The following is a 26,138-nucleotide window of genomic DNA, read 5'->3' as shown; positions in this document are numbered from 1 at the left end:
AGGTCCGATGTGCTTGAAGAAAGGTACATCATGACCCACCAACACGACCACGCTCATCACGCCCATCACGGTACTCCGGATCACGACAGGACGATCACCCGCGATCCGGTCTGCGGCATGCTGGTCGACCCTGATGCGGGCAAGCCAGCCTATGATCATGGCGGCCGGCATTTCCATTTTTGCAGCGCCGGTTGCCGTGACAGGTTCCAGGCCGAACCCGAGCGCTATATCGAGGCGAGCGATCCCGTCTGCGGCATGAAAGTCGATCGCGCTTCCGCCCGGCACATGCTGAGGCACCAGGGTCATAATCACTACTTCTGTTCGGCCGGGTGCATGTCCCGGTTCGAAGTCGCGCCGCAGGTCTATCTCGGCGACGAGAAGCCGAATCCTGCCCCCGCAGGCACGCAATATACCTGCCCCATGCACCCCGAAATCGTCAGCGACGGGCCGGGTTCCTGCCCGCTATGCGGCATGGCGCTTGAACCCATGGGCGTCCCCACCGGCGAGGAGGGGCCGAATCCCGAACTGGTCGACTTCACACATCGCCTGCGGTTGAGCGCACTTTGTTCGATCCCGCTCTTCATCATGGCAATGGGTCCCATGCTCGGACTGCCGATCGGCGCCTGGGTCGGGGAAGGATTGGCCCGGTGGATCGAGTTCGCGCTCGCGACGCCCGTCGTGCTTTGGGCGGCGATTCCATTCTTCGAGCGCGCCTGGACCTCCTTCGTCAACCGCAGCCCGAACATGTGGACGCTGATCGCCATCGGCGTCGGCGCGGCCTATCTTTTCAGCGTCACTGCGACGCTGTTCCCGGGCATCTTTCCGCACTCCTTCCGCATGCATGACGGCGGCGTACCGGTCTATTTCGAGGCGGCAGCAGTGATCGTCACGCTGGTCTTCCTCGGCCAGGTCCTGGAATTGAAGGCGAGAGAGCGGACCGGTTCGGCCATCCGCGCCCTGCTCGATCTCGCGCCCAAGACCGCACGCAAGATCGGCCCGGACGGGGAGGAACTCGACGTTCCGCTCGAGAGCGTCGTTGCCGGCGACCAGTTCCGGGTGCGGCCGGGCGAACGGCTGCCGGTGGACGGCATCGTCCTGGAGGGCCGGTCGGCGGTCGACGAATCCATGCTGACCGGGGAGCCCGTGCCTGTCGAGAAGATCAAGGACGACAAGGTGACCGGCGGCACGCTCAACGGCAACGGCTCGCTTCTTGTCCGCGCCGAGAAGGTCGGGGCCGATACGGTGCTCTCCCGGATCGTTGCCATGGTGGCTTCCGCGCAGCGTTCGCGGGCACCCATTCAAGGTCTCGCCGATCGCGTATCCCGCTTTTTCGTCCCGGCGGTGGTTGCCGTCGCAGTGTTCTCCTTCATCGTCTGGTCCATGTTCGGGCCGGAGCCGAGCATGATCCACGGGCTTGTCGCCGCCGTTTCGGTGCTCATCATCGCCTGCCCCTGCGCGCTCGGCCTCGCGACGCCGATGTCGATCATGACGGCAACGGGGCGCGGCGCCCATGCGGGCGTCCTGATCAAGGATGCGGAGGCGCTGGAGAGGTTTGCAGGTGTCGATACGCTGATCGTCGACAAGACGGGCACATTGACCGAGGGCAAGCCGAAACTGAGCGACATCGTGACCGCCGAAGGCTTCGATGAGAACAAGGTCCTGGCATTGGCGGCGAGCCTTGAGAAGGGCTCGGAACATCCGCTGGCGGAAGCAATCCTGGCGGCTGCGAAGGAGCGCGGCCTTGCTCTCGGTGACGTCTCCGATTTCGAGGCAGCGACGGGAAAAGGCGTATCCGGCACTATCGCCGGCAATACGGTGCTGATCGGCAACAGCACCATGATGCAAGGCGCCGATATCGATGTTTCGGCGCTGGAACAGAGCGCGGAGGAAATGCGGCGCGATGGCAAGAGCGCCATGTTCATCGGCGTGGACGGCAAAGCCGCCGGCATCATCGCCGTGGTCGATCCGATCAAGTCGACGACGCATGACGCCATCAAGAGCCTTCACCGGGCCGGGCTCAGGATCATCATGGCGACCGGGGACAATGCCACCACGGCAAAGGCGGTGGCCGAGCGTCTGGGCATCGACGATGCGCGGGCTGACATGCTGCCTGAAAAGAAGAAGGAACTGGTCGACAGCCTGCGGGCAAGAGGCGCCAGGGTGGCCATGGCGGGCGACGGCATAAACGACTCTCCCGCTCTCGCCGCCGCCGATGTGGGCATAGCTATGGGCACGGGCGCGGATGTGGCCGTGGAAAGCGCCGGCATCACCCTGGTCAAGGGCGATCTCAACGGCATCGTGCGGGCCCGGCACCTGGCCGAGGCGACGCTCCGCAACATCAGGCAGAACCTGTTCTTCGCCTTTGTCTACAATGTGTTGGGCGTTCCGGTCGCGGCGGGCGTGCTCTACCCGTTGTTCGGAACCCTGTTGTCGCCAATGATCGCCGCCGCGGCCATGAGCCTCTCATCGGTCTCGGTGATCGCCAACGCGCTGCGGCTGCGCTCGATCCGCCTGTGAGGCGCCCGGTTCTACAGCGTGGAGACGACGTCGGCCGAGATGCGCAGTTCGCGCATCGGACGCACCAGCGCCGTCGTCGCCGCGTAGGTCGGATGGGCCTTGTACGCGGCCAGGGCCTCGGCGTCCTTGAATTCCGCATAGACGACAACGTCGATCTCGTCGGAAATCGGATCGGTCTTGGTGTTCTTCATCACTTCGAAAATGGTGGAGTGGGGAATCTCGCCCAGTTTCCACAAGCCGCTCACAATTGCCTCGACATTATCTTTGTCGCGGGCGCTGAAGAAGACGATATGGCGTATCACGGTTACACAATCCTGATGCTTTCGTTCGGGCGGACTTTCCACGTCCGGCCACTCACGTCAATAGCTGTGCTGTCGCACCACATTGCCCCATCGACATTCGCGTAGCGCTTTGACAAGCTTGTACTGCACCGGAATCGACCCTACCAAAGGAGGACAGGCCCAATGACACAGCTCAAGCTCAGTGACGCGATAAACACCACGTGCCCGTGGTCCGGCGATCCGATCAGGGAGGACAGCCTGACGCTCTATAATGGGTCGGTGGTCGGCTTCTGCAATCCCGGCTGCCGCGACAAGTTCGAAAAAGCCATCAATCATTTCGACGCCGAACTCGGGCATCGCCGGCACGACGCCGTCTAGTCCTTGTTGCCATCGGCGTAAGTAGTGTCGCCCGAGCCGGTAACGACCGCTTCGGCCGGTGCCAGCAGCCGGCCCTGCCGCTTCAACTGCTGCTCGCGGAAGAAGATGAAGAGACCGGAGGCGATGATGAAAACCGAGCCAATGAGCATGGACAGGCGCGGAACATCGCCGAAGACGAGCCAGCCGAAGATGATGGCCCAGAAAAGCAGCGTGTATTGCAGCGGCGCCACCGTTGCCGCGTCGGCGAGCTTCAGTGCCCGGTTTACGAGCACATGGGCAAGCATGGCGACGATGCCGAGCAACGCCAGCAGCACCAGGTCGCGCATGGTCACGGGTGTCCAGTCAAAGCTGACCGAAACCAGCCCCGCAAGGCCGGCGCCGACGATCTGCCAGAAGACGAGGGTCGTATCGGGCGTGCCGCGCAACGTCCGTCCGAGCAGGAGCATGAAGGCGAAGGCCATGCTTCCTAGCACCGAGATCACCGCCTGCGGCGTCAGCGCCTGGGACGAAGGCTCGAGCGCGATCACCACGCCGATGAAGCCGATGATGATGGCGGTCCAGCGCCGCCAGCCGACCGGCTCCTTGAGAACAAGGGGCGAGATGGCGGCAACATAGATCGGGGCGGCCAGCCAATAGGTCATCACATCGGCAAGCGGCAGATAGACCACGGCGAAATAGAAGGCGAACACCTCTGCCGTCGACAGTACCACCCGCGCCGCCTGCGTCCAGGGACGGTCGACGGCCACGATCTTGCGCTGCCCGTTGAACCAGATGAACGGCGCGAGGACGATCAGCGCCGCCGCGCTGCGGATCAGCACGACCTGCCCGACGGAATAGGTCGAGACCAGCCATTTGCCCATCACATCGTTGAGCGCGAACATCAGCATGCCGAGCAGCATCAGCAGGACGCCTGTACGACCCGCAGAACTGTCGTGAGCGGGGGCAATAGAAGCCGAATTGGTGGACATTGAACGTTTCCCGGTATGTTTTGCTCTGCTTTGGGACATTTTCAGCACGCAATCCAGCGGAAAAACGCAAAAATGCGCGATAGCAGCCCTGGCCTGGGCCGGTTCATTCCGCCGAAGTGATTATGGTCGCCTGCTGGAAGCCCGGAGCGAAATGCCTTAATCTCGGCAGCGGCTGGGGAGGGGAACATCATGCCGCGGATTGCACGACATTTCTTCAAGAGCGCCACGATATTCCTGGTGCTGGGCGTCAGCATGGGGCTTTACATGGGGATCACCGGAAATCACGCACCCTTTCCGGCACATGCGCATCTCAATCTTCTCGGTTGGGTCAGCAGCGCGATCTTCGCGATCTATTATGCGCTCAATCCGGCAAAGGCGGCGGGCGTTCTGCCGAAAGCGCATTTCTTCGTCTTTACGACCGGGCTGATCATCATGATACCGGCGCTGTATTTCATGAACCTCGGCAATGCCGCGCTCGAGCCGCTCGTCGGCATCGGCTCGATCATCGTCTTTGCAGGAATACTGGCCTTTGCGGCAGTGGTGTTCTCACGCGACGCACCGGCGGCTTGATACAGCGGGCATGACCAGGCAGACGGTAGAACGATTTGGAGAGTTTGGTGGAGCCAAGCGGGATCGAACCGCTGACCTCTTGCATGCCATGCAAGCGCTCTCCCAGCTGAGCTATGGCCCCAAACCGAGCGGCCTCATCGACCGCGCCGAATAGTCCGGCTAACAATGCGCAAGCTCTGGATGCTTGCACGGGCGGGTTCTTAGCCCCCGCCGAAGGGAAGATCAAGCCCCGAAAGCTGCTATTTTCAGCATTCGGGGCAGATTATCAATTCTCGTCGTCGTCGCCGATGCCGCCGCCCAGAATGTCGGTCACATCATCGTCTTCATCTTCGTCTTCCGTGGCGAGGAACGTGTCGTCATCGTCCGAATCGTCGACTTCAACATCGTCGCCCAGATCCGGAACGTCGGCATCGCCATCCGAATCCGCATCTTCAAGCGCAACGAATTCCGGTTTCTCGAGAGCCTCGTCCAGTTCCTCCGTCTCGACCTCTTCCTCGTCCTCGAGGGCAGAGCTGGCGTTGGAATCGAAATAGCTCAGCGGATAGCTTTTTCCCGTGTACGGCGAGATGATCGGATCGCGGTTCAGATCATAGAATTTCTGACCGGTTTCCGGATCGACCCGCTTGGTGCCAAGTTTTGGATTTGCCACGTTTTGCCTCGTCTTGCTGCGATAGCCTGCATTCTGCTGACATCATATTGGAACGGCAACCCCGCGGTTGGCGCTCATCAAAAAAAATCGTGGTCCCATAAACGCAATTTTGAGCGTTTGTCAAAGTGAAAAAATCCCTTGGCGCTGAATGTGTTTTTGGATTGCATTTGCAAGATGACCGCACAGAGAAGCTGTGTTAGGAGGTCGGCCACCTATCGGCACGATTTCGCCACCCACTCCATCATCACGATTGACCCGCCATGTCCCATGTTTCAGTCCCCAAACCAGCGACCGCCAGCCGCTCCAAGGCCCTGACCGGAGATATCCGCATTCCGGGCGACAAATCCATCTCGCACCGCTCCTTCATGTTCGGCGGCCTCGCCTCCGGCGTCACCCGCATCACGGGGCTGCTCGAGGGCGAGGATGTCATCAATACCGGCCGCGCCATGCAGGCGATGGGCGCGAAGATGACCAGGGAGGGCGACGTCTGGGTCATCCACGGCACGGGCAATGGCTGTCTCCTGCAGCCGGAGGCGCCGCTGGATTTCGGCAATGCCGGCACGGGCGCGCGCCTGACCATGGGGCTGGTCGGCACCTATGCGATGGAAACGCGCTTCATCGGCGATGCGTCGCTGTCCAAGCGCCCGATGGGGCGCGTGCTCGATCCGCTGCGGCAGATGGGCGTGCAGGTCGAAGCCTCGGAGGGCGACCGCATGCCCCTCACCTTGCGCGGCCCCAAGACCGCAGCGCCGATCACCTATCGGGTGCCCATGGCCTCCGCGCAGGTGAAATCCGCCGTCCTTCTTGCCGGCTTGAACACGCCGGGCGTGACGACAGTTATCGAGCCCATCATGACCCGCGATCACACGGAGAAGATGCTGCAGGGGTTCGGTGCGAAGCTCGAGGTCGAGACCGACAGGGACAATGTGCGCCATATACGGATCGAGGGGCAGGGACAGCTTACCGGCCAGACCATCGACGTGCCGGGCGACCCCTCCTCCACGGCCTTCCCGCTGGTTGCCGCGCTGCTCGTGCCCGGCTCCGACGTGACCATCCGCAACGTATTGATGAATCCGACAAGGACGGGCCTCATCCTGACCTTGCAGGAAATGGGAGCCGAGATCGATATCCTCGACGCCCGGCTGGCAGGCGGCGAGGATGTGGCGGATCTTCGCGTCCGCCATTCGCCGCTCAAGGGCGTCAATGTCCCGCCGGAGCGTGCGCCATCGATGATCGACGAATATCCCGTACTGGCGGTTGCCGCCTGCTTCGCCGAGGGCGAGACTATAATGAACGGCCTCGAGGAACTTCGCGTCAAGGAATCCGACAGATTGTCGGCGGTCGCCAATGGCCTCAAGGCAAATGGCGTCGATTGCACGGAGGGCAAGGAGACATTGAGCGTGCGTGGCCGGCCCGACGGCAAAGGGCTCGGCGGCGGCCTGGTCGAAACCCATCTCGACCACCGCATTGCCATGAGCTTCCTCGTCATGGGCCTCGTCGCCGAGAAACCCGTAACGGTCGACGATTCCACTATGATCGCGACCAGCTTTCCCGAATTCATGGCCATGATGACCGGGATGGGTGCTGAAATCAGCCAATCGACAGCGCCCAGCTGATCCTCAGCCATGGGAACGCTGTTTTCCGTCATCACCGTCTATGGGCTTTATGCGATGTCGAGCGTGCCGTTCATCGTCTGGGCGGGGCGCAGCGCCTATCGCGGCACGGTGGCGCATGGCGAAAGCGGCGTTCGGGCCTGGCCCGGGGTTTCCAGCACGATTTTCCGTGTCGTCCTTCCTTTGGCGCTCATCTTGCTCTATGCCTGGAACACCATTGGCGGTAGAAGTGCGCCCTCGATCGTGTCCGCTGGCGCCGGCGGATGGACGCCGTATCAGTTTCTGCTGCTCCCGCCGGCGGTTGGATCGCTGGCTGGCTACGTCATAGGTTTCTTCATGGGTACGAGGACAAAGCGCTGATGTATTTCCTTCTGGCGTCGTTTGCCATCCTTGTCATCTTGTATGCGATAGAGCGTATTGGCCTGCGCGTCCGTTTCGGGCTGTTCGCATTGCTGTTCTGGCTCTTCCTGTTCCAGTTCGCCATGATCCTGGCGGTCGATACGCTGCTTCAGAACCTGTCGGCATATCTCCCGGTCTGGCTGGATTCGATCATGACCACGCTTGGCGGATTCCTGCTCGTCACGCTCGGAATCACGCCGCTCATCACGGTCGTCCTCGCCGCCGCCTATCTGCTTTTCGCCCTCTGGCAATGGTTTTTCGACCGCGATGCCGAGGTGCGGGCAACGCCGCCGCAACTCGTCATCGCTATCGATGGTCCTGCGGCTTCCGGCAAGGGAACGCTCGCCCGGCGCATAGCCGCCGCCTATGGCTATCACCATCTCGATACCGGACTGACCTATCGCGCCGTCGCCAAATGCCTGCTCGACCAGGGTGCGCCGCTCGACGACGAGTTCCTGGCAGAGAAGGCAGCGCGATCGCTCGACCTGTCCAAGCTCGACCGGTCGGTATTGTCGGCCCATGATGTGGGTGAAGCAGCCTCGAAGATCGCGGTCATGCCTGCTGTCCGCCGGGCCCTTGTCGCCGCGCAGCAAGGCTTCGCTGCGACGCCGCCCGGCGCGGTTCTAGACGGGCGCGATATCGGAACGGTGGTTTGCCCCGATGCGCAGGTGAAGCTCTATATCACGGCGTCGGCGGAAGCGCGGGCGCAGCGGCGCTTTGACGAGGTAAGGTCCGCCGGAGGCTCGGCCGATTTCGATGAAATGCTCGCCGATCTGAAGCGCCGCGACGACCGCGACATGAACCGCACGGACTCGCCGCTGAAGCCCGCGGCGGACGCGCACTTGATAGATACGACGGAAATGGATATAGAGACCGCGTTTCTTAACGCCAAAAGCCTCATAGACCAGGCCTTGGCGCGCCGAACAAACTGACAGCGTCTGCCGTAGCCCCTGCACCGGATTGCCCGCAAGGGCGGGCTCACAGCGGACGATCCGAAACACGAACCACCGGTGCTTGCGCCCCCTTTCCTATCGCTGATAGCCGGGCGCCCAGGAGTATTTATGTCTGAAGCCAATCCCACGCGCGAAGATTTCGAAGCTCTTCTCGCTGAATCCTTTGCTACCAATGACCTCGCCGAAGGTTATGTCGTCAAGGGCCGTGTCGTTGCCATTGAAAAAGACATGGCAATCATCGATGCAGGCCTCAAGGTCGAGGGTCGCGTTCCGCTCAAGGAATTCGGCGCGAAAGCCAAGGACGGCTCGCTGAAGCCGGGCGATCTCGTCGAAGTCTATGTCGAGCGTATCGAAAACGCACTCGGCGAAGCCGTATTGTCGCGCGAAAAAGCACGCCGCGAAGAGAGCTGGGTCCGTCTCGAAGAGAAGTTCAACCGCGGCGAACGCGTCGACGGCGTGATCTTCAACCAGGTCAAGGGCGGCTTCACGGTCGATCTCGACGGCGCAGTTGCCTTCCTTCCGCGCTCGCAGGTGGACATTCGTCCGATCCGCGACGTCACCCCGCTGATGCACAATCCGCAGCCGTTCGAAATCCTCAAGATGGACAAGCGTCGCGGCAACATCGTTGTATCGCGTCGTACGGTCCTTGAAGAGAGCCGTGCGGAACAGCGTTCCGAAATCGTCCAGAACCTCGAAGAGGGTCAGGTCGTCGAGGGCGTGGTCAAGAACATCACCGACTATGGTGCATTCGTCGATCTCGGCGGCATCGATGGTCTTCTTCACGTTACCGACATGGCATGGCGCCGCGTCAACCATCCTTCGGAGATCCTGAGCATCGGCCAGACGGTCAAGGTTCAGATCATCCGCATCAACCAGGAAACCCATCGTATTTCGCTCGGCATGAAGCAGCTCGAAAGCGATCCCTGGGATGGTATCGGCGCGAAGTATCCGATCGGCAAGAAGATCACCGGTACGGTCACGAACATCACCGATTACGGTGCATTCGTCGAGATCGAGCCGGGCATCGAAGGCCTGATCCACGTTTCGGAAATGTCGTGGACCAAGAAGAACGTGCATCCCGGCAAGCTCCTGTCGACGACGCAGGAAGTGGAAGTGGTTGTCCTCGAAGTGGATCCGGTCAAGCGCCGCATCTCCCTCGGTCTCAAGCAGACGCTCGACAATCCATGGACGACCTTCGCCGACAAGTTCCCGGTCGGCACGATCGTCGAAGGCGAAGTCAAGAACAAGACCGAATTCGGTCTCTTCATTGGCCTCGACGGCGACGTGGACGGCATGGTTCACCTTTCGGACCTCGACTGGAATCGCCCCGGCGAACAGGTCATCGAGGAATACAACAAGGGTGACGTGGTCAAGGCGCAGGTTCTCGACGTCGACGTCGAGAAGGAGCGCATCTCGCTCGGCATCAAGCAGCTCACCGGCGACAAGGTCGGCGAAGCAGCCTCGTCCGGCGAACTGCGCAAGAATGCAGTCGTGACCGTCGAAGTCACCGGTATCACCGATGGCGGCATCGAAGTGCGTCTTGTCGATCACGATCTCGAGACGTTCATCCGCCGTGCGGACCTGTCGCGCGACCGTGACGACCAGCGTCCCGAGCGCTTCACCGTTGGCCAGAAGGTTGACGCCCGCGTCATCGCCTTCGACAAGAAGACCCGCAAGCTGCAGGTCTCCATCAAGGCTCTCGAGATCGCCGAAGAGAAGGAAGCCGTTGCACAATACGGTTCCACCGACTCCGGCGCGTCGCTCGGCGACATTCTCGGCGCAGCGCTGAAGAAGCAAGAGAAGAACTAAGCTTCTTCCAACCGGAAGATCGAAAGCCCGCCGGTGCGAACCGGCGGGCTTTTTCGTTGCCGGGATACTCTCATGCGGAGCCCCGACGCGGCAACGCGCCGCTAAAAGAGGACTTTGCGGCAGGACGAAAACCCAGTAAACAGCATGCAAATACCGCTATTTCCGCAGGACCTTGCAGGAGACCGACCATGACCATCAGGAAGCCCAAACTTGTTACCGTTTTTGGAGGCTCCGGCTTTGTCGGCCGCCATGTGGTTCGGGCCCTGACCAAGCGCGGCTATCGCGTTCGCGTCGCGGTTCGCCGCCCCGATCTGGCACCCCATCTGCAGCCCCTGGGCGGCGTCGGCCAGATTCAGGCGGTACAGGCCAATCTGCGTTACCGCTGGTCCATCGACCGCGCTGTTGCCGGCGCCGATCACGTCATCAACCTCGTGGGCATTCTCTATGAGGGCGGTGGACAGCGGTTCAATGCCGTTCATGATTTCGGTGCTCGCGCCGTGGCAGAAGCTGCGCGCGCTGCCGGCGTTCCTCTCACGCATGTCTCCGCGCTCGGCGCCGATGCCAATTCGGCATCGGGCTATGCGAGCAGCAAGGGACGGGCAGAGAACGCGGTGCGCGAAATCCTTCCTGAAACCATCGTCATGCGTCCGTCGATCATATTTGGCCCGGAAGACGGCTTCTTCAACAGATTTGCCGCAATGGCGCGGATTTCGCCCTTCCTTCCCGCCATCGGCGGCGGCAAGACGAAGTTCCAGCCCGTCTATGTCGGCGATGTGGCCGAGGCGATCGCGCGATCGGTCGATGGCACACTGAAGCCGGGCACGATCTACGAATTGGGCGGCGGCGAAGTCCTGACCTTCCGCCAGTGCATGGAGGAAATGCTGCGGGTGATCGGGCGCAAGCGTCTGTTCCTGCCGATTCCGTTCTGGCTGGCTTCCATTCAGGGATCAATCCTTGGCCTCCTGCCCAAGCCGCTGCTGACGAGCGACCAGGTCGTCCAGCTCAAGCACGACAATATCGTCTCCGACGAAGCCAGTGCCGAAGGACGCACGCTCGAAGGAATGGGCATCCGGCCTCAGAGCATCGAGGCGATCCTGCCATCCTATCTGTGGCGCTTCCGCGTCCAGGGACAATATTCCAGCCAGAAGCCGGCCTGACCCCGATCCGCCTGCAGCGCGTTTCGCCTGATCTAGCGCATCACGATCAGGGCGATGAGCCCGATCGTTCCGACGATCAACCGCCACCAGGCGAACAGGCCATAGCCATGGCGCGAAACGTAATCGAGCAGGTAACGCACGACGACTACGGCCGCTACGAAGGCGGCGACGAAACCGACCGCTATCAGCGATAGATCATCGGCCGTCAGCAGGTTGCGATTCTTGAACAGATCGAGCGCAAAGGCTCCCGCCATCGTCGGCATCGCCAGGAAAAAGGAAAACTCGGCGGCCGAACGCTTGTCGGCGCCAAGCAGCAATGCACCGACGATGGTTGCTCCCGAACGGGACGTACCCGGGATCATCGCGAAACATTGGGCCAGGCCGATCTTGAAATAGAGCGGCAGCGGATAATTCATCGCATCCGTATAACGCGGCTTCAGATCGAGCCGATCCACCCATAGCAGCACCAGACCGCCAAGGATCAGCATGATGCAGATCAGCATGGGCGTTTCGAAAAGCACGGCCTTGATGATGCCATGGGCAAGCACGCCGATGATGACGGCGGGCAGGAAGGCTATCAGCACCCCGATCACGAAACGCCGTGCAGCAGGATCCGTCGGCAGGTCGCGTGCGATCTTGAAAAGCCGCGCGGAATAGACGCTGAGAATGGCAAGGATGGCGCCGAGCTGGATGAGAACTTCGAATGTCTTGCCGCTGGTTTCGAAGCCGAGGAAGTGCGCCGCCAGCAGGAGATGGCCGGTCGAGGACACCGGTATAAACTCTGTTAACCCTTCCAGCAGTCCGAGCATAAGGGCTTCGACAATCGTCTGTGTTTCCATGATATCACTTTCGGCGGTCGGCGGGCTGTGGCGGTGCAATTCTTGTATCGGACTAAAGTTGCGCCTATAGGATGACGCAACCATGAAGCCCGTGTGCCATACGCCGCCGGTTGACAAAATACCAGTTCGAAAGATTTAACCGCAAAAATGTTGACGCTTTTTCATCATCCCATGTCCACCGGGTCGCGTTATGCCCGGCTTATCCTCAATGAATACGATATTGAGGTGGAGTTGATCGAAGAAAACAGCTGGGCACGCCGCAAGGAGTTTCTTTCGCTCAATCCTGCCGGCACGCTGCCGGTGCTCCTTGCCGAAGGCGACGTTCCTGTTGCCGGCGCCTCCGTCATCGCGGAATATATCGACGAGACGCGTGGCGCCCTCAAGCGCAGCCGCAGGTTGTTTCCGGAGGATTCCCTCAATCGCGCCGAGGTTCGCCGCCTCGTGGAATGGTTCCTGGTGAAACTGGAGAATGAAGTGACCCGCCATATGGCGCGGGAGCGCATCTTCAAACTGCATATGACGCCGGAACAGGGCGGCGGGGCGCCGGATTCCTCGGCCATCCGTGCGGCACGCTCCAACATCACGCAGCATATGAAATATATCGATTGGCTGACGGCGACCCGCAACTGGCTGGCCGGCCCGGCTCCAAGCTATGCCGACATGGCGGCAGGGGCATCGCTCTCGATCCTCGATTATCTCGGGGAGATCAAATGGGCCGAATACAAGGCGGCGCGCGATTGGTATACGCGCATGAAATCTCGCCCCTCCTTCCGGCCCTTGCTTGGCGACCGGGTCCGCGGCCTGCCGCCTTCGTCCCATTATAGCGACCTCGACTTTTGACATCCGTGGCGACATCCGGGCTACGAGCGCTTGACATCCGGCCCGACAATACCTTCCTTCATGCCTAGTTCTGTCGAACCCATGCGAGGTTCACGCGCGATGGACGCCACGAGGCAAGAGAAGCTGAAACGGTTCATAATCGAGGAGGCGCGCGCCGCCGGTTTCGATCTCGTTGCGATCACCCGGCCGGACGCCATTCCCCTCGCCGCTGAACGTTTACACGAATATCTGCAACTCGGACGGCATGCCAGCATGGACTGGATGCTGGAGACCGAGGATCGCCGCGCCGACCCGGCGCACTTATGGCCGGATGTGCGCTCGATTGTCGTGCTCGCCATGAATTATGGCCCGGAGACCGACCCGCTGGCGCAGATCGACAAGCCCGGCGAAGGCGCGATCTCGGTCTATGCGAGGAACCGGGACTATCACGATATCATCAAGGGCAAGCTCAAGGGCATAGCCGGCAGGTTCGCCGCCCGCACCAGCGGCGAGGACGTGAAGGTCTTCGTCGATACCGCGCCGGTGATGGAAAAGCCGCTTGCCGAGGCGGCAGGGCTTGGCTGGCAGGGCAAACACACCAATCTCGTCAGCCGGACGCATGGTTCGTGGCTGTTCCTCGGCACTATCTTCACGACGGCGGACCTGCCGCCGGACGAGCGCGACGACGACCATTGCGGCTCCTGCCGCGCCTGCCTCGATGCGTGCCCGACACGGGCCTTCCCCCAGCCTTATCAGCTGGATGCGCGCCGCTGCATTTCCTATCTGACGATCGAACACAAGGGGCCAATCGAGCCGGAGTTTCGCAAGGCGATCGGCAATCGCATCTATGGCTGCGACGATTGCCTTGCCGTCTGCCCCTGGAACAAATTTGCCGAGGCCGCACGGGAGACGAAGCTCCAGGCTCGGGACGATCTCAATTCCCCCTCGCTTGCGTTCCTCCTTACTCTCGACGACGGGGCATTCCGCCAGTTTTTCGCGGGATCGCCGATCAAACGCATCGGACGCGACCGTTTTATGCGCAATGTCCTGATCGCCTGCGGCAATTCCGGACGGCCGGAGCTTTGCGACCAGGTCCGGCAGCAGCTTCTCGATCCCTCGCCCCTGGTGCGCGGAGCGGCCGTCTGGGCGCTCGGCCAGCTTCTCGACGAAGCCTCTTTCGAACAGCTCCGCCTTGCGCATGCGGCGCAAGAAAATGACGCCGCTGTCTTGACCGAATGGCACAATGGGGCAAACAATCAATAATGCGTATTTTCCTTTTCGGAGCGGGCTATTCGGCCCGCGTTTTTGCAAGGCTGGCGAACAAAAAGGCTGATTTCATCGGCGGAACTACCCGCGACACGACGAAATTCGCAGCGCTGGAGGCCGAAGGGATCACGCCATTCCTCTTTCTTGGCAGCCATACTTCCCAGGAGATCGAAGACGCGCTGGAGACTGTCACCCACCTCGTCATCTCGACCTCCCCCGCGAAATCGGGCGATCCCGTCATCGGCGTATTCGGCGATACCATCAGGCGCCACATGCCGAAGCTGCAATGGATCGGCTACCTGTCGACGGTCGGCGTCTATGGCGATCATGGCGGCGCCTGGGTCGACGAGGGCACGCCGTGCCATCCGGTGTCGGTGCGGTCCACGGAGCGCGCGGAGGCAGAAGCCGCCTGGCAGGATCTCGCCGATGCAAGGCGGGTTCCATTGGCGATATTGCGGCTTTCCGGCATCTACGGGCCGGGGCGCAATGCCTTCATCAATCTTTCCAATGGCACGGCGCGCCGCCTCAACAAGACCGGCCAGGTTTTCAATCGCATTCATGTCGATGATATCGCCCGGGCGCTGCTGTTCCTCGGCGAGAACAACCAGGGCGGCATATTCAACATCACCGATGACGAGCCGGCGCCGCCGCAGGACGTGGTCGCCTATGCCGCCGAACTCATGGGTATAGAGCCGCCGGAAGAGGCGGATTTCGAGACTGCGCAGCTGACACCGATGGCGCGATCGTTCTACGGGGAAAACAAGCGCGTCTCGAACAAGCGGATAAAGGAACTCGGATTCACCTTCCGCTATCCGGATTACGGCACCGCCTTTGCCGCCATGTGGCGCGACGGGAGCTGGAAATAAGCCATCAGAAGCTGGTGATCACGTCGATACCGGTGCCCTCGAACCGGTCCATCGCCATGAGCGCATCGGCAGCCTGATCCAGCCGAATCCGCCGCCCGATGAGTTTCTGCGGCTCGAGGCGGCCCGTCTCGAGCATGTTCATGAGCGCCTTGTACCGGAAGGCCTGCATGCCGTGGCTGCCATAGATTTCCAGCTCATGCGCAATCACCTTGTCCATCGGGATCGGCGGATGGGCATGATCGCCCAGCATCAGCCCTATCTGCACATGCCGTCCCCTCCGACGCAGGCATGCGATGGAATTGAAGCATGTGGACGGATGGCCGAGCGCGTCGAGCGAGACATGGGCGCCGCCCTTCGTGACGTCGCGAACTGCTTCGATCACATTGGTGCCGGCGCCGCCATTGATCGTTGCCACCGCGCCGAAAGTCCGGGCGAATTCGAGCTTTTCTGCCGTGATATCGATCGCGACCACATTCGCCCCCATGGCTGCCGCGATCATGATCGCCGACAATCCGACGCCGCCGCAGCCATGCACCGCGACCCATTCGCCCGGCTTCACCTTCGCCTGGTCGACGACAGCCCGAAACGAGGTGACGAAGCGACAGCCAAGACTGGCGGCGGTGGCAAAATCGAGCATATCCGGCAGCTCGACGAGATTCGTATCGGCGAAATCCACAGCCACATATTCGGCGAACGAGCCCCACGCGGTGAAGCCCGGCTGAAACTGGTTCTCGCACACCTGATGATTTCCCGAATTGCATTCGAAACAGCGGCCGCAACCACCGACGAATGGCACGGTCACTCGCTGCCCCGGTCGCCAGGAGGTGACATGTTTTCCAACGGCCAGCACCGTGCCCGCGAGTTCGTGGCCCGGAACATGCGGCAGGCGAATATCGGGATCATGGCCCATCCAGCCATGCCAATCGCTGCGGCAAAGGCCCGTCGCCTCGACCTTGATCACAACGCCAAGCGGCGAGGGTGAAGGATCCCGCACCTCGCGCAGATGCGGCGCCTGCCCGAACTGCTCAAAAATAACTGCTTTCATTCCCGTCCTCCGCCGAATCGGATCATCTTTGCATATTGCGGCTTCCGGCCGAATCTGGCCATCATTAAGCTCATTATCGGCGAATTAGTCGCCGTCGATCCATGTGGGTGATCGCGATGATATCGAAACCGCTGCTTCGTCTCGCACTCGGCGCGCTTATTGCAATCTCGTTCGGTGCACAGGCCCTGGCCGAAGACGGCCCCGCCAAGCAATTGTTCGGGTCACAGACCCTGCCATCGCTCGGCGCGCCTGTATCGGCAGGCTTCTACGCCAAGGGTTGCCTTGCCGGCGGCGTCGCGTTGCCGGTGGATGGAGATGCCTGGCAGGTGATGCGGCTGTCGCGAAACCGCCGCTGGGGCCATCCCCGCATGATCGGGCTGCTGGAGCGGCTTGCCCGCGATGCGGCCGCCAAGGATGGTTGGCCGGGCCTGCTTGTCGGCGACATTTCCCAGCCTCGCGGTGGGCCGATGCTGACGGGACATGCATCGCATCAGGTCGGCCTCGATGCCGATATCTGGCTGACGCCCATGCCCGCACGCCCCCTCAGCTACGAGGAGCGCGAGAACCTAGCGGCGACCTCGATGCTCAAGGACGATACATTGTATGTCGACCCCGACAAATGGTCGCCGAGCCGTACCGCGTTGCTCAAGCGCGCCGCAAGCTATGCCGATGTCGAGCGGATATTCGTGCATCCCGGCATCAAGAAGAAGCTCTGCGACACGGTAAAGGGCGACCGCGGCTGGCTGGCGAAGGTCCGTCCCTATTGGGGCCATTACTACCATTTTCACGTGCGTATCAAATGCCAGCCCGGATCGCCGCAGTGCAAGCCGCAGGAGCCGATCGGCGCCGATGACGGCTGCGGCAAGCCACTGGCCTGGTGGTTCACCGACGAGCCCTGGCGCAAGGCCCCCAAACCCACCAAGCCGGTGAAGCCGAAGATCACCATGCTCTCCGACCTGCCGCGCGCCTGCGCCATGATATTGCGGGCCCCGGGACCCCAGACGGCAGATGATGTGACCTATGATGGTGGCGGCCGCATCGCCGCGCCCGTTCAGGCAGTTGCAGGCCCTGCGGCGCCCGAAGGCGACGTGCCTGTTCCGAGCCCACGGCCGTGAATGCTTTGTTGTGCCGTGGCCTTTTCATGCTGCCTTGAATTGGCTATAGGGATTTAATCGATTTAGGGATTCAAACCCAAATAGAGTTTCATGACACAGCCATTTCGCCTTGCCTTGATAGCCCACGACCAGAAAAAGGATGACATGGTTGCCTTCACGCGCAACTATGAGGCGCTGCTCGCGCCTTGCGATATTGTGGCAACGGGCACCACGGGCGGGCTCATCCAGGACGCCTGTCCGAGCCTGACGGTACGCCGCGTGAAAAGCGGACCGCTGGGAGGCGACCAGCAGATCGGCGCCCTGATCGCGGAAGGCAAGATCGACGGCCTGATCTTCTTTGTCGATCCGCTGTCACCCTTACCACATGATGTGGATGTAAAGGCATTGATGCGCCTTGCAAGTGTCTACGACATACCAATGGCGCTGAACCGGGCCACAGCCGAGGTTCTGGTGCAAAAAAGAGGTTTGCTGCGGGACGACGCAGCGGAAAATACGTTAGGGAAGCGATAATGGTGACACAGGCAGATCTCGACCACATCATGAAATTTCCAATTCTGGTCGGCGATATCGGCGGCACCAATGCGCGCTTTGCAATCCTCGTCGACGCCTATGCGGAACCGAAGGAATTCCCCATCCTGCAGACGGCGGATTACCAGACGATCGACGATGCCATCCAGAATGCGATCCTCGACCATACGTCGATCCAGCCACGCTCGGCGGTCCTAGCCATTGCCGGCCCGGTGGAGGGCGACGAGATCGACCTCACGAACTGCCCCTGGGTCGTGAAGCCCCGCAAGATGATGGAAACGCTCGGGCTTTCCGACATAACCGTCCTCAATGATTTCGAAGCCCAGGCCCTTGCCGTCGTTTCGCTGGAGGCAAAGCATCTCGAAAAGCTCGGCGGTGGCGCAGGCGATCCCCATGGCAGCCGCGCCGTGCTTGGCCCCGGCACCGGCCTCGGCGTTGCCGGAATGGTGCGCGCCCGCAACAGCTGGGTCCCGGTTCCCGGTGAAGGCGGCCATGTCGACATGGGACCGCGGACGGCGCGCGATCTCGAAATATTCCCGCATATCGAGCATATCGAAGGCAGGATCTCGGGCGAACAACTGCTGTGCGGCCGCGGGTTGCAGAATATCTACCGTGCAATCTGCAAGGTCGGCGGTACCGAACCGGTGCTGACGACGCCCGCAGAGATCACTGCGGCAGGACTGTCGCGCGAATCGGCGGAAGCTGCCGAGACGCTGTCGCTCTTCGTCACCTATCTCGGGCGGCTGGCCGGCGATTTCGCCCTTACTTTCATGGCTCGCGGCGGGGTTTATCTTGCCGGTGGGATCGTCCAGAAGATCCTGGAGCCGCTCAAGGACCCGTCATTCCGCGAGGCTTTCGAGGACAAGGCGCCGCATAACGGCATCCTGCGCGAAACGCCGGTCTACGTGATCACCCATCCACTGGCGGCGCTCAGCGGCTTGTCTGCCTTCGCCCGCACCCCGGCCCGCTTCGGCGTCGCAACGGAAGGGCGGCGGTGGCGGCGTGCCTGAAACGGCACGATTTTCTACGGCAGCTTCGGTCGGTGCGGATTCATCATTGCGGGCAAAAGCGATAGCCAAGCCGCCGCAATGAGGCTATAGGGACAGGATTGAGCGGCAAGACATTGCCCGATATCCATTTGAGTAGCGAGTTGCCGCCCTGATGAATGGTGCATCCAAGAAGAAGATCAATTCTACAGAAGCGCGGCGCGTCGTTGGTCGGGTCCTTGGTGAAAATCTGCGGGAATATCGCGGGTCCTACGCCATTGCCGTGATTGCCATGCTCGCGGTGGCGTTTTCGACCGCCTATGTCGCCTATGTATTCAAGGATGTGATCAACCAGATCTACTACGAACGGCGCGGCGATCTGATCATGCCGATCAGCCTGTCGATCTTCGGCGCATTCGTCCTTCGGGGCGTCGCGACCTATGTGCAGTCGGTCACCATGGCCCGCGTCGGCAACAATATCGTCGCGCGCTACCAGCGCCGGATATTCGATCACCTGATGAAGCTCGGCCTCGATTTCTACCAGGATACCCGCTCCGCCCAGCTTGCCGCCCGGATAAACCAAAATATCGGCGGCGTGCGCGAGTTGCTCGACATCGTGGTGACGACAATCGGCAAGGACGTCCCGACCTTGCTGTCGCTGGTGGGAACGATGATCCTGCTCGATCCGCTCTTGTCTCTCTTTGCCCTGCTCATCGGCCCGCCCGTTATCATGACGGTGCGCTACCTGACGAAAAGACTGCGCGTGATTCACCGCGAATCCGTCACGCTCAACTCCCATTTGCTCGGAGCGATGCAGGAAGCCACGCAAGGCATCGCAATCGTCAAGGCCTTCACCATGGAAGGGCAGCTCCGCGACAAGATCAGCACCCTGATCTCGCGTGCCGAGGGGCGCGCCAACAAGATATCGCGCGTGTCCGAGCGGCTCACGCCCGTCACGGAACTCATCGCCGGCATCGCGATCGCTTCGATGATCGCCTATACCGGCTACAGGGCCGTCAACGATGCCGAGCCGCCCGGCGCAATGTTCAGCTTCATCACTGCCGTGCTCCTGGCCTATGATCCGGTGCGCCGGCTGGCGCGGGTCCAGGTCGGGGTGGAGCGGGCGCTGGTCAATTCCCGGATGATCTACGAAATTCTCGACGTGGAGCCGCGCCAGGCAGATAGCGTTGGCGCCGTGCCGCTCACCGTGCCGACCGGCGAAGTGCAGTTCGACAATGTGAATTTCAGTTATGGCGCCGAAGCAAAGGTGCTGCATGGCGTGACCTTCACGGCGCAAGCGGGCAAGACGACGGCAATTGTCGGGGCCTCCGGTGCCGGAAAATCGACGCTCATCGGCCTCATCCAGCGCTTCTACGACCTCGATGACGGGCGGATACTGATCGACGGTCAGGATATCGCCCATGTCAGCAAGCGGACGCTGCGCCAGTCGATCGCCTATGTCTCGCAGCAACCCTATCTGTTCGAAGGGACGATCGCCGACAATATCCGCTATGGCCGGCCGGACGCTACCGACGAAGACGTGATCGAAGCGGCAAAGCTCGCCAATGCGGACGAGTTCATCCGTCAGCAGCCCGACGGCTACGCGACGGAAGTCGGCGAGAACGGCGCGACCCTGTCGGGTGGGCAGCGGCAGCGTCTTTCCATTGCACGGGCGATCATTCGCAACGCTCCGATATTGCTGCTGGACGAAGCGACGTCGGCGCTGGACAATGAATCGGAAAAACGCGTCCAGCAGGCACTCGACCGTATCATGCAGGGCCGCACGACCATCGTCATCGCGCACCGCCTTTCCACCATCGTCAACGCCGACCATATCGTCGTCATGGAAGCCGGCCGCGTGATCGAAGAAGGCGTGCATGCAACGCTGTTGAAACGGCCGAATGGCACTTACGCCAGGTTCTACCAGTTGCAAGGACGCGAGGACTCACCCATCATCGACATGGCAGGCGAAGATGGCGAACTGACAGGAAGAGCGCAATGACGGATGAGCAGGCGGCGATGAAGCTGGCGGTGGTGGGTGCTGCCGGGCGCATGGGTCAAACGCTTATCCGCACTATCGTCGAGACGCCGGGCGCAATGCTTGCGGGCGCCATCGAGCGCTCGGGTTCGCCGCATATCGGGCGGGACGCGGGCGAGGTCGCCGGCGTCGGCACGCTTGGCGTTCCCATCACCGATGATGCGCTCTCGGTCTTCGTCAACGTTCAGGGTGTGCTCGATTTCACCGCGCCGGCGGCGACGATCGAGTTTGCGGAACTCGCGGCGCAGGCGCGCATCGTCCATGTCATCGGCACGACCGGCTGTTCTGCCGAAGACGATGCGAAGATAAGAGCTGCGGCCCGCCATGCGATCATCGTCAAATCCGGCAATATGAGCCTTGGCGTCAATCTGCTGGGCGTCCTAGTCAAGCAGGCGGCACGCGCATTGGGTGGCGACGATTTCGACATCGAGATCGTCGAAATGCACCACAAGTACAAGGTGGATGCGCCGTCCGGGACGGCACTTCTTCTCGGCCAGGCCGCCGCTGCGGGTAGAGGGATCGAACTCGCCGGCCATGATGTGCGGGTCCGCGAAGGCCATACGGGCCCACGCAATGCGGGCGACATAGGTTTTGCGACGTTGCGCGGCGGTTCTGTCGTCGGCGATCATTCCGTCATCCTTGCCGGATCGGGCGAACGCATCACCCTCTCCCACCACGCCGAAGACAGGACCATATTCGCCCGCGGAGCCGTCAAGGCTGCGCTCTGGGCGAAGGGCCGCAAGCCCGGGCTCTATTCCATGCTCGACGTCCTCGGCCTCAGCGAATAATCCATCCCAAAGGAGCATTGAAATGTCCGGAACCCTCGTGCTTGTCCGTCATGGCCAGAGCGAATGGAACTTGAAGAACCTTTTCACCGGCTGGCGCGACCCCGCGCTGACGGAGCTTGGCCATCAGGAAGCGAAGGACGCCGGCAAGCGGCTGAAGGCGAAGGGACTGCATTTCGACATCGCCTTCACCTCGGTACTGTCGCGCGCGCAGATCACCTTGCAGCACATTCTGGAAGAGGTCGGCCAGACCGAACTGGAGACGCTGCGGGACCAGGCGCTGAACGAGCGCGACTATGGCGATCTTTCAGGCTTGAACAAGGATGATGCACGGGCAAAATGGGGTGAGGACCAGGTCCATATCTGGCGCCGCTCCTATGACGTGCCACCTCCGGGCGGCGAAAGCCTGCGTGATACCGGTGCACGCGTCTGGCCCTATTACCTGCATGTCATCCAGCCGCATGTTCTCCGCGGCGAGACCGTTCTCATCGCCGCCCATGGCAATTCGCTGCGCGCCCTGATCATGGCCCTCGAGGGTCTGAGCGGCGAGGAAATCGTTGCGCGCGAACTCGCGACGGGGGTTCCGATCGTCTACAAGCTGAACGCGGATTCCACCGTTGCGTCGAAAGACGTGCTCGAAGGATAATCATCAGGCGGCTTCCCCGATAAATCCGTCACAAATGGATTGACAGGGCCGAAGCCGCCCCTTAGATGGAACGCGCTGCCCAGATGGCGGAATTGGTAGACGCGCACGGTTCAGGTCCGTGTGCCGCAAGGCGTGGAGGTTCGAGTCCTCTTCTGGGCACCATTTCCTTTATATTACAGAACTGCAAAGAGCCCGCGCCAGCGGGCTTTTTTGTTGCTTCGGCGCCACCCGCAGCAAGCGCCCGGACGCCGCCGAGGGAACGCTATTGCTCGCCGGGCGTTTCCTTCATCGGCGGGTGACAGAAAAATATGGAGGAGCAGGCCATGTTGAGAAAATTGGTAATAGCAGGAGCTGCGGCTGTCTTGTCGCTGACCGCGGTTCCGCAGACATTCGCGCAGTCGGTCGAGATCGGCCCAGGGGGCGTGAGGCTCGTCGAGCCCGACCGCCGCGACCGGATGAGCCGACGCGACGAGATCAGCGAAAGGCAGGCGGTTCGGATAGCGCGTGCCGAAGGCGTGCGAACGGTGGATGACGTGCGGCGCACACGATCCCGCTACATCGTCGAGGGCATGGACCGCAGGGGGCGCGATATCGAAGTCAGTATCGATCGGCGCAGCGGCGACGTCCTGTCGGTAGACTAACGACGCTTCGTTTCCGCAATGGCGGGATGAACCGGACAGATTCTCAGCAGGCCTGAACGCGCCGACGCGTGTTCAGGCCTAAACTTTAGGCCAATTGACAGAGCAAGCCTGCGAACGATAATTCGCCTGACCTTGATGAACAGGGAGGATCATCATCAGAGCCGGCCTCGCATATGGGCAAGGCCGGGCGCCGTTTCGACGCGACCATATTTTATTCGATTTTTACAAATGCCATTGGAGGAGATGATGCATTTCAGAAATGCCATATTCACAGCCATGCTCGGCTGTACCATGCTTGCCAGCTGCCACGAGTCCGATACGACGACGGATAAAAGCGCCGCAGTTCAAGGCGTTCTGCCCGTACCGGCGCCGCAATCGGAGCCAACCCAACCGCCTGTAGCTGCGGTGGAACAGCCCGCTCAAACCAAGGACATAGAACGGGTCGTCCAAATTGTCGCTCCAGAGAAGCCTGTTCCGGCCGTTGCTACCGAACAGCCGGTTCCAGCTGCAGTGACGGACAAAAACGCCGCAGTTCAAGGCGTTCTGCCCGTGCCGGCGCCGCAATCGGAGCCAACCCCACCGCCTGTAGCTGCGGTGGAACAGCCCGCTCAAACCAAGGACATAGAACGGGTCGTCCAAATTGTCGCTCCAGAGAAGCCTGTTCCGGCCGTTGCTACCGAACAGCCGGTTCCAGCTGCAGTGACGGACAAAAACGCCGCAGTTCAAGGCGTTCTGCCCGTACCGGCGCCGCAATCGGAGCCAACCCAACCGCCTGTAGTTGCGGTGGAACAGCCTGCTCAAACCAAGGAGGCTTTGGCCACAGTGCCGGCGACTAAGCCCGTCCGGGTCGACATGAAGTTGACAGATTACGTCAACCTCTTTGTTGGTACCAAAGAGAGCGATACGGGGAGCGGGCATGCGGGCAATGTCAATCCGGGTGCTCAGACGCCGTTCGGCATGGTGAGTTTCGGTCCTGACACAACAGGCAGCGGAGAAGGCTGGGGTAAGGGCTCCGGCGGATATTATCACGACGACACGAATATTAACCATTTCAGCCTTACGCATCTCAACGGGCCGGGCTGCCGTGGACAAGGTGCCGTAGCACTGTTGCCCATGGACCAGGAAGGGGCCATCGACAGCAGTCGCTCCGAATTTCTGCATCCAGATGAACGCGCCACGCCCGGCTATTATAGCGTTGTCTTCAATAGTGGCATCAAGAGCGAGTTGACGGCGACTGCCCGGTCAGGAATGGCGCGGTTCACCTATAAGGAGGCGCAGAAAGCCTTTCTCGTCATCGATGTAGCCCGAAATAACAAGTTCCAGACCGGGATCGACCGGTACCACCGATTAGAGTCCGAGCGCTTCAAGCGTCCCGTGGCTGCCGTCGCCGAAATAGCGATCGACATAGACAGACAGTCGGTCAGCGGGAAAGCTATCGCATCCGAATTCTGCGAGGGCACGTGGAAACAGCCAGTCTACTTCCATGCGACCTTCGACAAGAAGCTGAAACCGACTTCGCAGCTGGCGAAAAAGGCAGCTCAGTTGCAATTCGACCTGCCGGCCGGCGAAACGACAGTGCTCGTCAAGATCGGCATTTCGTCGGTGAGCGAGGCCAATGCGCGGTTGAACCTTGAAACCGAGAACAAGGACTGGTCGTTCGATGCCTTGAGGGCCAAGGCATCAGAAGACTGGAACCACCGGCTGAATACGATCCAGATCGATATGGCGAAGACGCCCACTGATCAACTGACAGAAAGTCAGCGGACCAATCTCACCAAGTTCTATACGGCCTTCTACCGCGTCTTTAGCGGTCCGACGATTTTCAGCGACGTCAACGGCGATTATCGGAGCATGAAACAGACCAATCTCCAGTTCGACAGATCGCAATTACCTCCACGGGAAACCAGGAATGTCGCAGACTACAAATTCAAGGTGAATGGCGCGGATGTCGGTTACACCACGCATTATTCCGGCTTCTCGATGTGGGACACCTATCGGTCCCAGGCGCAGATGCTGGCCCTGATCGCGCCGGATGAAGCCAGCGAGATGATGCAGTCGCTCGTCGCCGACGCCGAGCAATGCGGAGCGTTTCCGCACTGGGTGGATGGAAGCGAGGACACGACGCCAATGGAAGGCGACCACGCGCTCAACGTCATTGCCGGTTCCTATGCATTCGGCGCGACGAAGTTCGACCTGATAAAGGCGCGCAAATTCACATTGCAATCCGTCGACGATCCCACGAGCGCATGCAATGATAAACCGAGCGTCGGAAAGCTTAACCTCGATAATTACCGGAAGCTTGGCTATATCCCCTCCGATGGTGCCTGGCATGCTTCGTCGAGCACACTGGAGATGATCACCAGCGACCGTTCGGCAGCGGCCTTCCTGAACAGACTGCCGACCAGGGAAGCCGATTCCGTGCTCATCGCCTCGCTCATCGAGCGTTCGAAGAACTGGAACAACATTTTCGACGACAAGACGAAGGCTCTCCGGGCAAAGAATAGCACTGGCGCATGGGTGGACGGTAGCTTCCACGAATCGACCGAGCCCAACTACATCTGGACGATCGCGCATGACTGGGCGGCTGTCATCGAGAAGCTGGGCGGCAAGGCGGCAGCGATAACACGCCTGAACACGCTGTTCTCGTTCCAATCATTCGCCAGCAGCGACGAGCCAACTGGGAAGAAACTGAACGGAGGTGAGAGTTGGGAACAGTACTATATAGGCAACGAACCAGCGTTCCAGACGCCCTGGGCCTATAATTGGGCCGGAGCGCCGAAATATGCCCAGTACATCATACCAGTGATCATGAACAGGAATTTCTCGTTGGGGCCGGGCGGGCTGCCGGGCAATGACGATATGGGGGCCACCTCTGCCTGGTATGTCTGGGCGGCGCTCGGTCTCTACCCCGTGATCCCCTCGGAGCCTGGCTTTGCGGTCTCAACTCCGCAATTCGACGGCATGACGCTATGGCTGGGCAATGGCGAAAACCTGCGTCTGGAAACGGGCGCGCAAGCCCTGATCGATGACATCCGCTACATCAAGGACATGAAGCTGAACGGCGAAGCCTATAAGGGCAGCTGGCTGCCGCTGAACAAGATAAAGGATGGCGGAAAACTGTCTTATGTCCTCGACGCGCAGCCTACGGATTGGGGCTCGGGTGACGCACTGACACCGCCGTCCGGGCCGGCGGCCGATTATGGCGAGGCGACCGGCAAGCCGCCTTCATCGGTGCAGATGGTACAATGACGAATAAAAGGGGCGGCTTTT

24 protein-coding genes and 2 tRNA genes are annotated in these 26,138 nt (G+C 61.1%); 20 read left to right on the top strand and 6 right to left on the bottom strand.

The window, feature by feature from the left end; all coding sequences use genetic code 11:
• Positions 1-30: 30 nt before the first annotated feature.
• Positions 31-2,517, top strand: a complete 2,487-nt coding sequence (locus OSJ75_RS07145) for a heavy metal translocating P-type ATPase (protein ID WP_267227362.1) — start codon at positions 31-33, stop codon at positions 2,515-2,517.
• An 11-nt stretch (positions 2,518-2,528) separates the two neighbouring features.
• On the opposite strand, the gene OSJ75_RS07140 is transcribed toward OSJ75_RS07145, so the two are convergent.
• Positions 2,529-2,819: a Dabb family protein gene (locus OSJ75_RS07140; protein ID WP_267227361.1), complete on the bottom strand. Its 291-nt coding sequence runs from the start codon at positions 2,817-2,819 to the stop codon at positions 2,529-2,531.
• Between the two features lie 162 nt (positions 2,820-2,981).
• On the opposite strand from OSJ75_RS07140, the gene OSJ75_RS07135 reads away from it, so the two are divergent.
• Positions 2,982-3,176: a glutathione S-transferase gene (locus tag OSJ75_RS07135; protein WP_250019072.1), complete on the top strand. Its 195-nt coding sequence runs from the start codon at positions 2,982-2,984 to the stop codon at positions 3,174-3,176.
• Here OSJ75_RS07135 and OSJ75_RS07130 read toward each other — a convergent pair.
• Positions 3,173-4,144 carry a DMT family transporter gene (locus OSJ75_RS07130; RefSeq protein ID WP_267227360.1) on the bottom strand — a complete coding sequence of 324 codons (972 nt, stop codon included), beginning with the start codon at positions 4,142-4,144 and terminating at the stop codon, positions 3,173-3,175. The genes OSJ75_RS07135 and OSJ75_RS07130 overlap by 4 nt on opposite strands.
• Positions 4,145-4,333: 189 nt before the next feature.
• On the opposite strand from OSJ75_RS07130, the gene OSJ75_RS07125 reads away from it, so the two are divergent.
• Positions 4,334-4,714 carry a hypothetical protein gene (locus tag OSJ75_RS07125; RefSeq protein WP_267227359.1) on the top strand — a complete coding sequence of 127 codons (381 nt, stop codon included), beginning with the start codon at positions 4,334-4,336 and terminating at the stop codon, positions 4,712-4,714.
• Between the two features lie 45 nt (positions 4,715-4,759).
• Here the strand turns inward: OSJ75_RS07125 and OSJ75_RS07120 are convergent.
• Positions 4,760-4,835: transfer RNA gene (locus OSJ75_RS07120), tRNA-Ala, on the bottom strand.
• Positions 4,836-4,979: 144 nt separating this feature from the next.
• Positions 4,980-5,363 (bottom strand): TIGR02300 family protein, encoded by a 384-nt coding sequence (locus OSJ75_RS07115; protein WP_250019075.1) that lies wholly within the window; start codon positions 5,361-5,363, stop codon positions 4,980-4,982.
• Positions 5,364-5,623: 260 nt separating this feature from the next.
• Between OSJ75_RS07115 and aroA the strand changes: the two genes are divergently transcribed.
• The 5 genes from aroA to OSJ75_RS07090 all read left to right on the top strand — a co-directional run bounded on the left by aroA (position 5,624) and on the right by OSJ75_RS07090 (position 11,294).
• Positions 5,624-6,979, top strand: coding sequence for a 3-phosphoshikimate 1-carboxyvinyltransferase (gene aroA, locus OSJ75_RS07110; RefSeq protein ID WP_250019076.1), 1,356 nt, complete (start codon positions 5,624-5,626; stop codon positions 6,977-6,979).
• Between the two features lie 9 nt (positions 6,980-6,988).
• Entirely contained in the window at positions 6,989-7,336 is a 348-nt protein-coding gene (locus OSJ75_RS07105; RefSeq protein WP_267227358.1) for a hypothetical protein, read from the top strand.
• Positions 7,337-7,650: 314 nt separating this feature from the next.
• The gene (cmk, locus tag OSJ75_RS07100; RefSeq protein WP_250019117.1) at positions 7,651-8,307 is read left to right on the top strand and encodes a (d)CMP kinase; all 657 of its coding nucleotides are present in this window, start codon (positions 7,651-7,653) and stop codon (positions 8,305-8,307) included.
• A 129-nt stretch (positions 8,308-8,436) separates the two neighbouring features.
• Entirely contained in the window at positions 8,437-10,137 is a 1,701-nt protein-coding gene (rpsA, locus tag OSJ75_RS07095; RefSeq protein ID WP_250019078.1) for a 30S ribosomal protein S1, read from the top strand.
• 188 nt (positions 10,138-10,325) lie between these two features.
• Complete coding sequence (locus OSJ75_RS07090; RefSeq protein WP_250019079.1) at positions 10,326-11,294, top strand: complex I NDUFA9 subunit family protein; 969 nt, start codon at positions 10,326-10,328, stop codon at positions 11,292-11,294.
• A 32-nt stretch (positions 11,295-11,326) separates the two neighbouring features.
• Here the strand turns inward: OSJ75_RS07090 and OSJ75_RS07085 are convergent, their stop codons facing one another.
• Complete coding sequence (locus OSJ75_RS07085; protein WP_267227357.1) at positions 11,327-12,133, bottom strand: undecaprenyl-diphosphate phosphatase; 807 nt, start codon at positions 12,131-12,133, stop codon at positions 11,327-11,329.
• Between the two features lie 147 nt (positions 12,134-12,280).
• On the opposite strand from OSJ75_RS07085, the gene OSJ75_RS07080 reads away from it, so the two are divergent.
• Genes OSJ75_RS07080 through OSJ75_RS07070 form a run of 3 tightly spaced genes read left to right on the top strand, consistent with a single transcriptional unit; the run spans position 12,281 to position 15,084 of the window.
• Positions 12,281-12,973, top strand: coding sequence for a glutathione S-transferase family protein (locus OSJ75_RS07080; protein WP_250019081.1), 693 nt, complete (start codon positions 12,281-12,283; stop codon positions 12,971-12,973).
• 60 nt (positions 12,974-13,033) lie between these two features.
• Positions 13,034-14,215: a tRNA epoxyqueuosine(34) reductase QueG gene (gene queG / locus OSJ75_RS07075; RefSeq protein WP_267227356.1), complete on the top strand. Its 1,182-nt coding sequence runs from the start codon at positions 13,034-13,036 to the stop codon at positions 14,213-14,215.
• The gene (locus OSJ75_RS07070) at positions 14,215-15,084 is read left to right on the top strand and encodes an SDR family NAD(P)-dependent oxidoreductase (RefSeq protein ID WP_267227355.1); all 870 of its coding nucleotides are present in this window, start codon (positions 14,215-14,217) and stop codon (positions 15,082-15,084) included. The genes queG and OSJ75_RS07070 overlap by 1 nt, the downstream gene beginning before the upstream one ends.
• A gap of 4 nt (positions 15,085-15,088) precedes the next feature.
• On the opposite strand, the gene OSJ75_RS07065 is transcribed toward OSJ75_RS07070, so the two are convergent.
• A complete protein-coding gene (locus tag OSJ75_RS07065; protein ID WP_267227353.1) occupies positions 15,089-16,129 on the bottom strand; it encodes a zinc-dependent alcohol dehydrogenase family protein in 1,041 nt (346 codons plus the stop codon).
• 116 nt (positions 16,130-16,245) lie between these two features.
• On the opposite strand from OSJ75_RS07065, the gene mepA reads away from it, so the two are divergent.
• From mepA to OSJ75_RS07020, 9 genes are all read left to right on the top strand, one after another.
• Positions 16,246-17,244: a penicillin-insensitive murein endopeptidase gene (gene mepA / locus OSJ75_RS07060; RefSeq protein ID WP_267227352.1), complete on the top strand. Its 999-nt coding sequence runs from the start codon at positions 16,246-16,248 to the stop codon at positions 17,242-17,244.
• Between the two features lie 90 nt (positions 17,245-17,334).
• Positions 17,335-17,754, top strand: a complete 420-nt coding sequence (locus OSJ75_RS07055; protein WP_250019086.1) for a methylglyoxal synthase — start codon at positions 17,335-17,337, stop codon at positions 17,752-17,754.
• Entirely contained in the window at positions 17,754-18,782 is a 1,029-nt protein-coding gene (locus OSJ75_RS07050) for a glucokinase (protein ID WP_250019087.1), read from the top strand. The genes OSJ75_RS07055 and OSJ75_RS07050 overlap by 1 nt, the downstream gene beginning before the upstream one ends.
• A 151-nt stretch (positions 18,783-18,933) precedes the next feature.
• Positions 18,934-20,760 carry an ABC transporter ATP-binding protein gene (locus OSJ75_RS07045; protein WP_250019088.1) on the top strand — a complete coding sequence of 609 codons (1,827 nt, stop codon included), beginning with the start codon at positions 18,934-18,936 and terminating at the stop codon, positions 20,758-20,760.
• A gap of 17 nt (positions 20,761-20,777) precedes the next feature.
• Entirely contained in the window at positions 20,778-21,584 is an 807-nt protein-coding gene (gene dapB, locus OSJ75_RS07040) for a 4-hydroxy-tetrahydrodipicolinate reductase (protein WP_416362531.1), read from the top strand.
• A 22-nt stretch (positions 21,585-21,606) separates the two neighbouring features.
• Complete coding sequence (locus tag OSJ75_RS07035) at positions 21,607-22,227, top strand: 2,3-bisphosphoglycerate-dependent phosphoglycerate mutase (RefSeq protein WP_250019090.1); 621 nt, start codon at positions 21,607-21,609, stop codon at positions 22,225-22,227.
• A 77-nt stretch (positions 22,228-22,304) separates the two neighbouring features.
• Positions 22,305-22,389: transfer RNA gene (locus OSJ75_RS07030), tRNA-Leu, on the top strand.
• A gap of 161 nt (positions 22,390-22,550) precedes the next feature.
• The gene (locus tag OSJ75_RS07025) at positions 22,551-22,868 is read left to right on the top strand and encodes a PepSY domain-containing protein (RefSeq protein ID WP_267227350.1); all 318 of its coding nucleotides are present in this window, start codon (positions 22,551-22,553) and stop codon (positions 22,866-22,868) included.
• A gap of 246 nt (positions 22,869-23,114) precedes the next feature.
• On the top strand, positions 23,115-26,117 hold the full coding sequence (locus OSJ75_RS07020) for a GH92 family glycosyl hydrolase (RefSeq protein ID WP_267227349.1): 3,003 nt from the start codon (positions 23,115-23,117) through the stop codon (positions 26,115-26,117).
• Positions 26,118-26,138 lie beyond the last annotated feature (21 nt).

This window comes from Phyllobacterium sp. 0TCS1.6A (genome assembly GCF_026420825.1).
Classification (GTDB): domain Bacteria; phylum Pseudomonadota; class Alphaproteobacteria; order Rhizobiales; family Rhizobiaceae; genus Phyllobacterium.
The sequence above is the reverse complement of the archived record's forward strand: the minus strand, read 5'-3'. Positions and strand labels throughout refer to the sequence as shown.

Coding starts and splice junctions, on each gene's coding strand:
- OSJ75_RS07035 (WP_250019090.1), top strand. CDS start 21,607: ATGTCCGGAACCCTCGTGCTTGTCCGTCATGGCCAGAGCGAATGGAAC.
- OSJ75_RS07090 (WP_250019079.1), top strand. CDS start 10,326: ATGACCATCAGGAAGCCCAAACTTGTTACCGTTTTTGGAGGCTCCGGC.
- OSJ75_RS07145 (WP_267227362.1), top strand. CDS start 31: ATGACCCACCAACACGACCACGCTCATCACGCCCATCACGGTACTCCG.
- OSJ75_RS07105 (WP_267227358.1), top strand. CDS start 6,989: ATGGGAACGCTGTTTTCCGTCATCACCGTCTATGGGCTTTATGCGATG.
- OSJ75_RS07135 (WP_250019072.1), top strand. CDS start 2,982: ATGACACAGCTCAAGCTCAGTGACGCGATAAACACCACGTGCCCGTGG.
- OSJ75_RS07020 (WP_267227349.1), top strand. CDS start 23,115: ATGCATTTCAGAAATGCCATATTCACAGCCATGCTCGGCTGTACCATG.
- OSJ75_RS07050 (WP_250019087.1), top strand. CDS start 17,754: ATGGTGACACAGGCAGATCTCGACCACATCATGAAATTTCCAATTCTG.
- OSJ75_RS07025 (WP_267227350.1), top strand. CDS start 22,551: ATGTTGAGAAAATTGGTAATAGCAGGAGCTGCGGCTGTCTTGTCGCTG.
- mepA (WP_267227352.1), top strand. CDS start 16,246: ATGATATCGAAACCGCTGCTTCGTCTCGCACTCGGCGCGCTTATTGCA.
- OSJ75_RS07130 (WP_267227360.1), bottom strand. CDS start 4,144: ATGTCCACCAATTCGGCTTCTATTGCCCCCGCTCACGACAGTTCTGCG.
- OSJ75_RS07125 (WP_267227359.1), top strand. CDS start 4,334: ATGCCGCGGATTGCACGACATTTCTTCAAGAGCGCCACGATATTCCTG.
- OSJ75_RS07080 (WP_250019081.1), top strand. CDS start 12,281: ATGTTGACGCTTTTTCATCATCCCATGTCCACCGGGTCGCGTTATGCC.
- dapB (WP_416362531.1), top strand. CDS start 20,778: ATGAAGCTGGCGGTGGTGGGTGCTGCCGGGCGCATGGGTCAAACGCTT.
- OSJ75_RS07055 (WP_250019086.1), top strand. CDS start 17,335: ATGACACAGCCATTTCGCCTTGCCTTGATAGCCCACGACCAGAAAAAG.
- OSJ75_RS07065 (WP_267227353.1), bottom strand. CDS start 16,129: ATGAAAGCAGTTATTTTTGAGCAGTTCGGGCAGGCGCCGCATCTGCGC.
- OSJ75_RS07070 (WP_267227355.1), top strand. CDS start 14,215: ATGCGTATTTTCCTTTTCGGAGCGGGCTATTCGGCCCGCGTTTTTGCA.
- OSJ75_RS07085 (WP_267227357.1), bottom strand. CDS start 12,133: ATGGAAACACAGACGATTGTCGAAGCCCTTATGCTCGGACTGCTGGAA.
- aroA (WP_250019076.1), top strand. CDS start 5,624: ATGTCCCATGTTTCAGTCCCCAAACCAGCGACCGCCAGCCGCTCCAAG.
- queG (WP_267227356.1), top strand. CDS start 13,034: ATGCCTAGTTCTGTCGAACCCATGCGAGGTTCACGCGCGATGGACGCC.
- rpsA (WP_250019078.1), top strand. CDS start 8,437: ATGTCTGAAGCCAATCCCACGCGCGAAGATTTCGAAGCTCTTCTCGCT.
- OSJ75_RS07045 (WP_250019088.1), top strand. CDS start 18,934: ATGAATGGTGCATCCAAGAAGAAGATCAATTCTACAGAAGCGCGGCGC.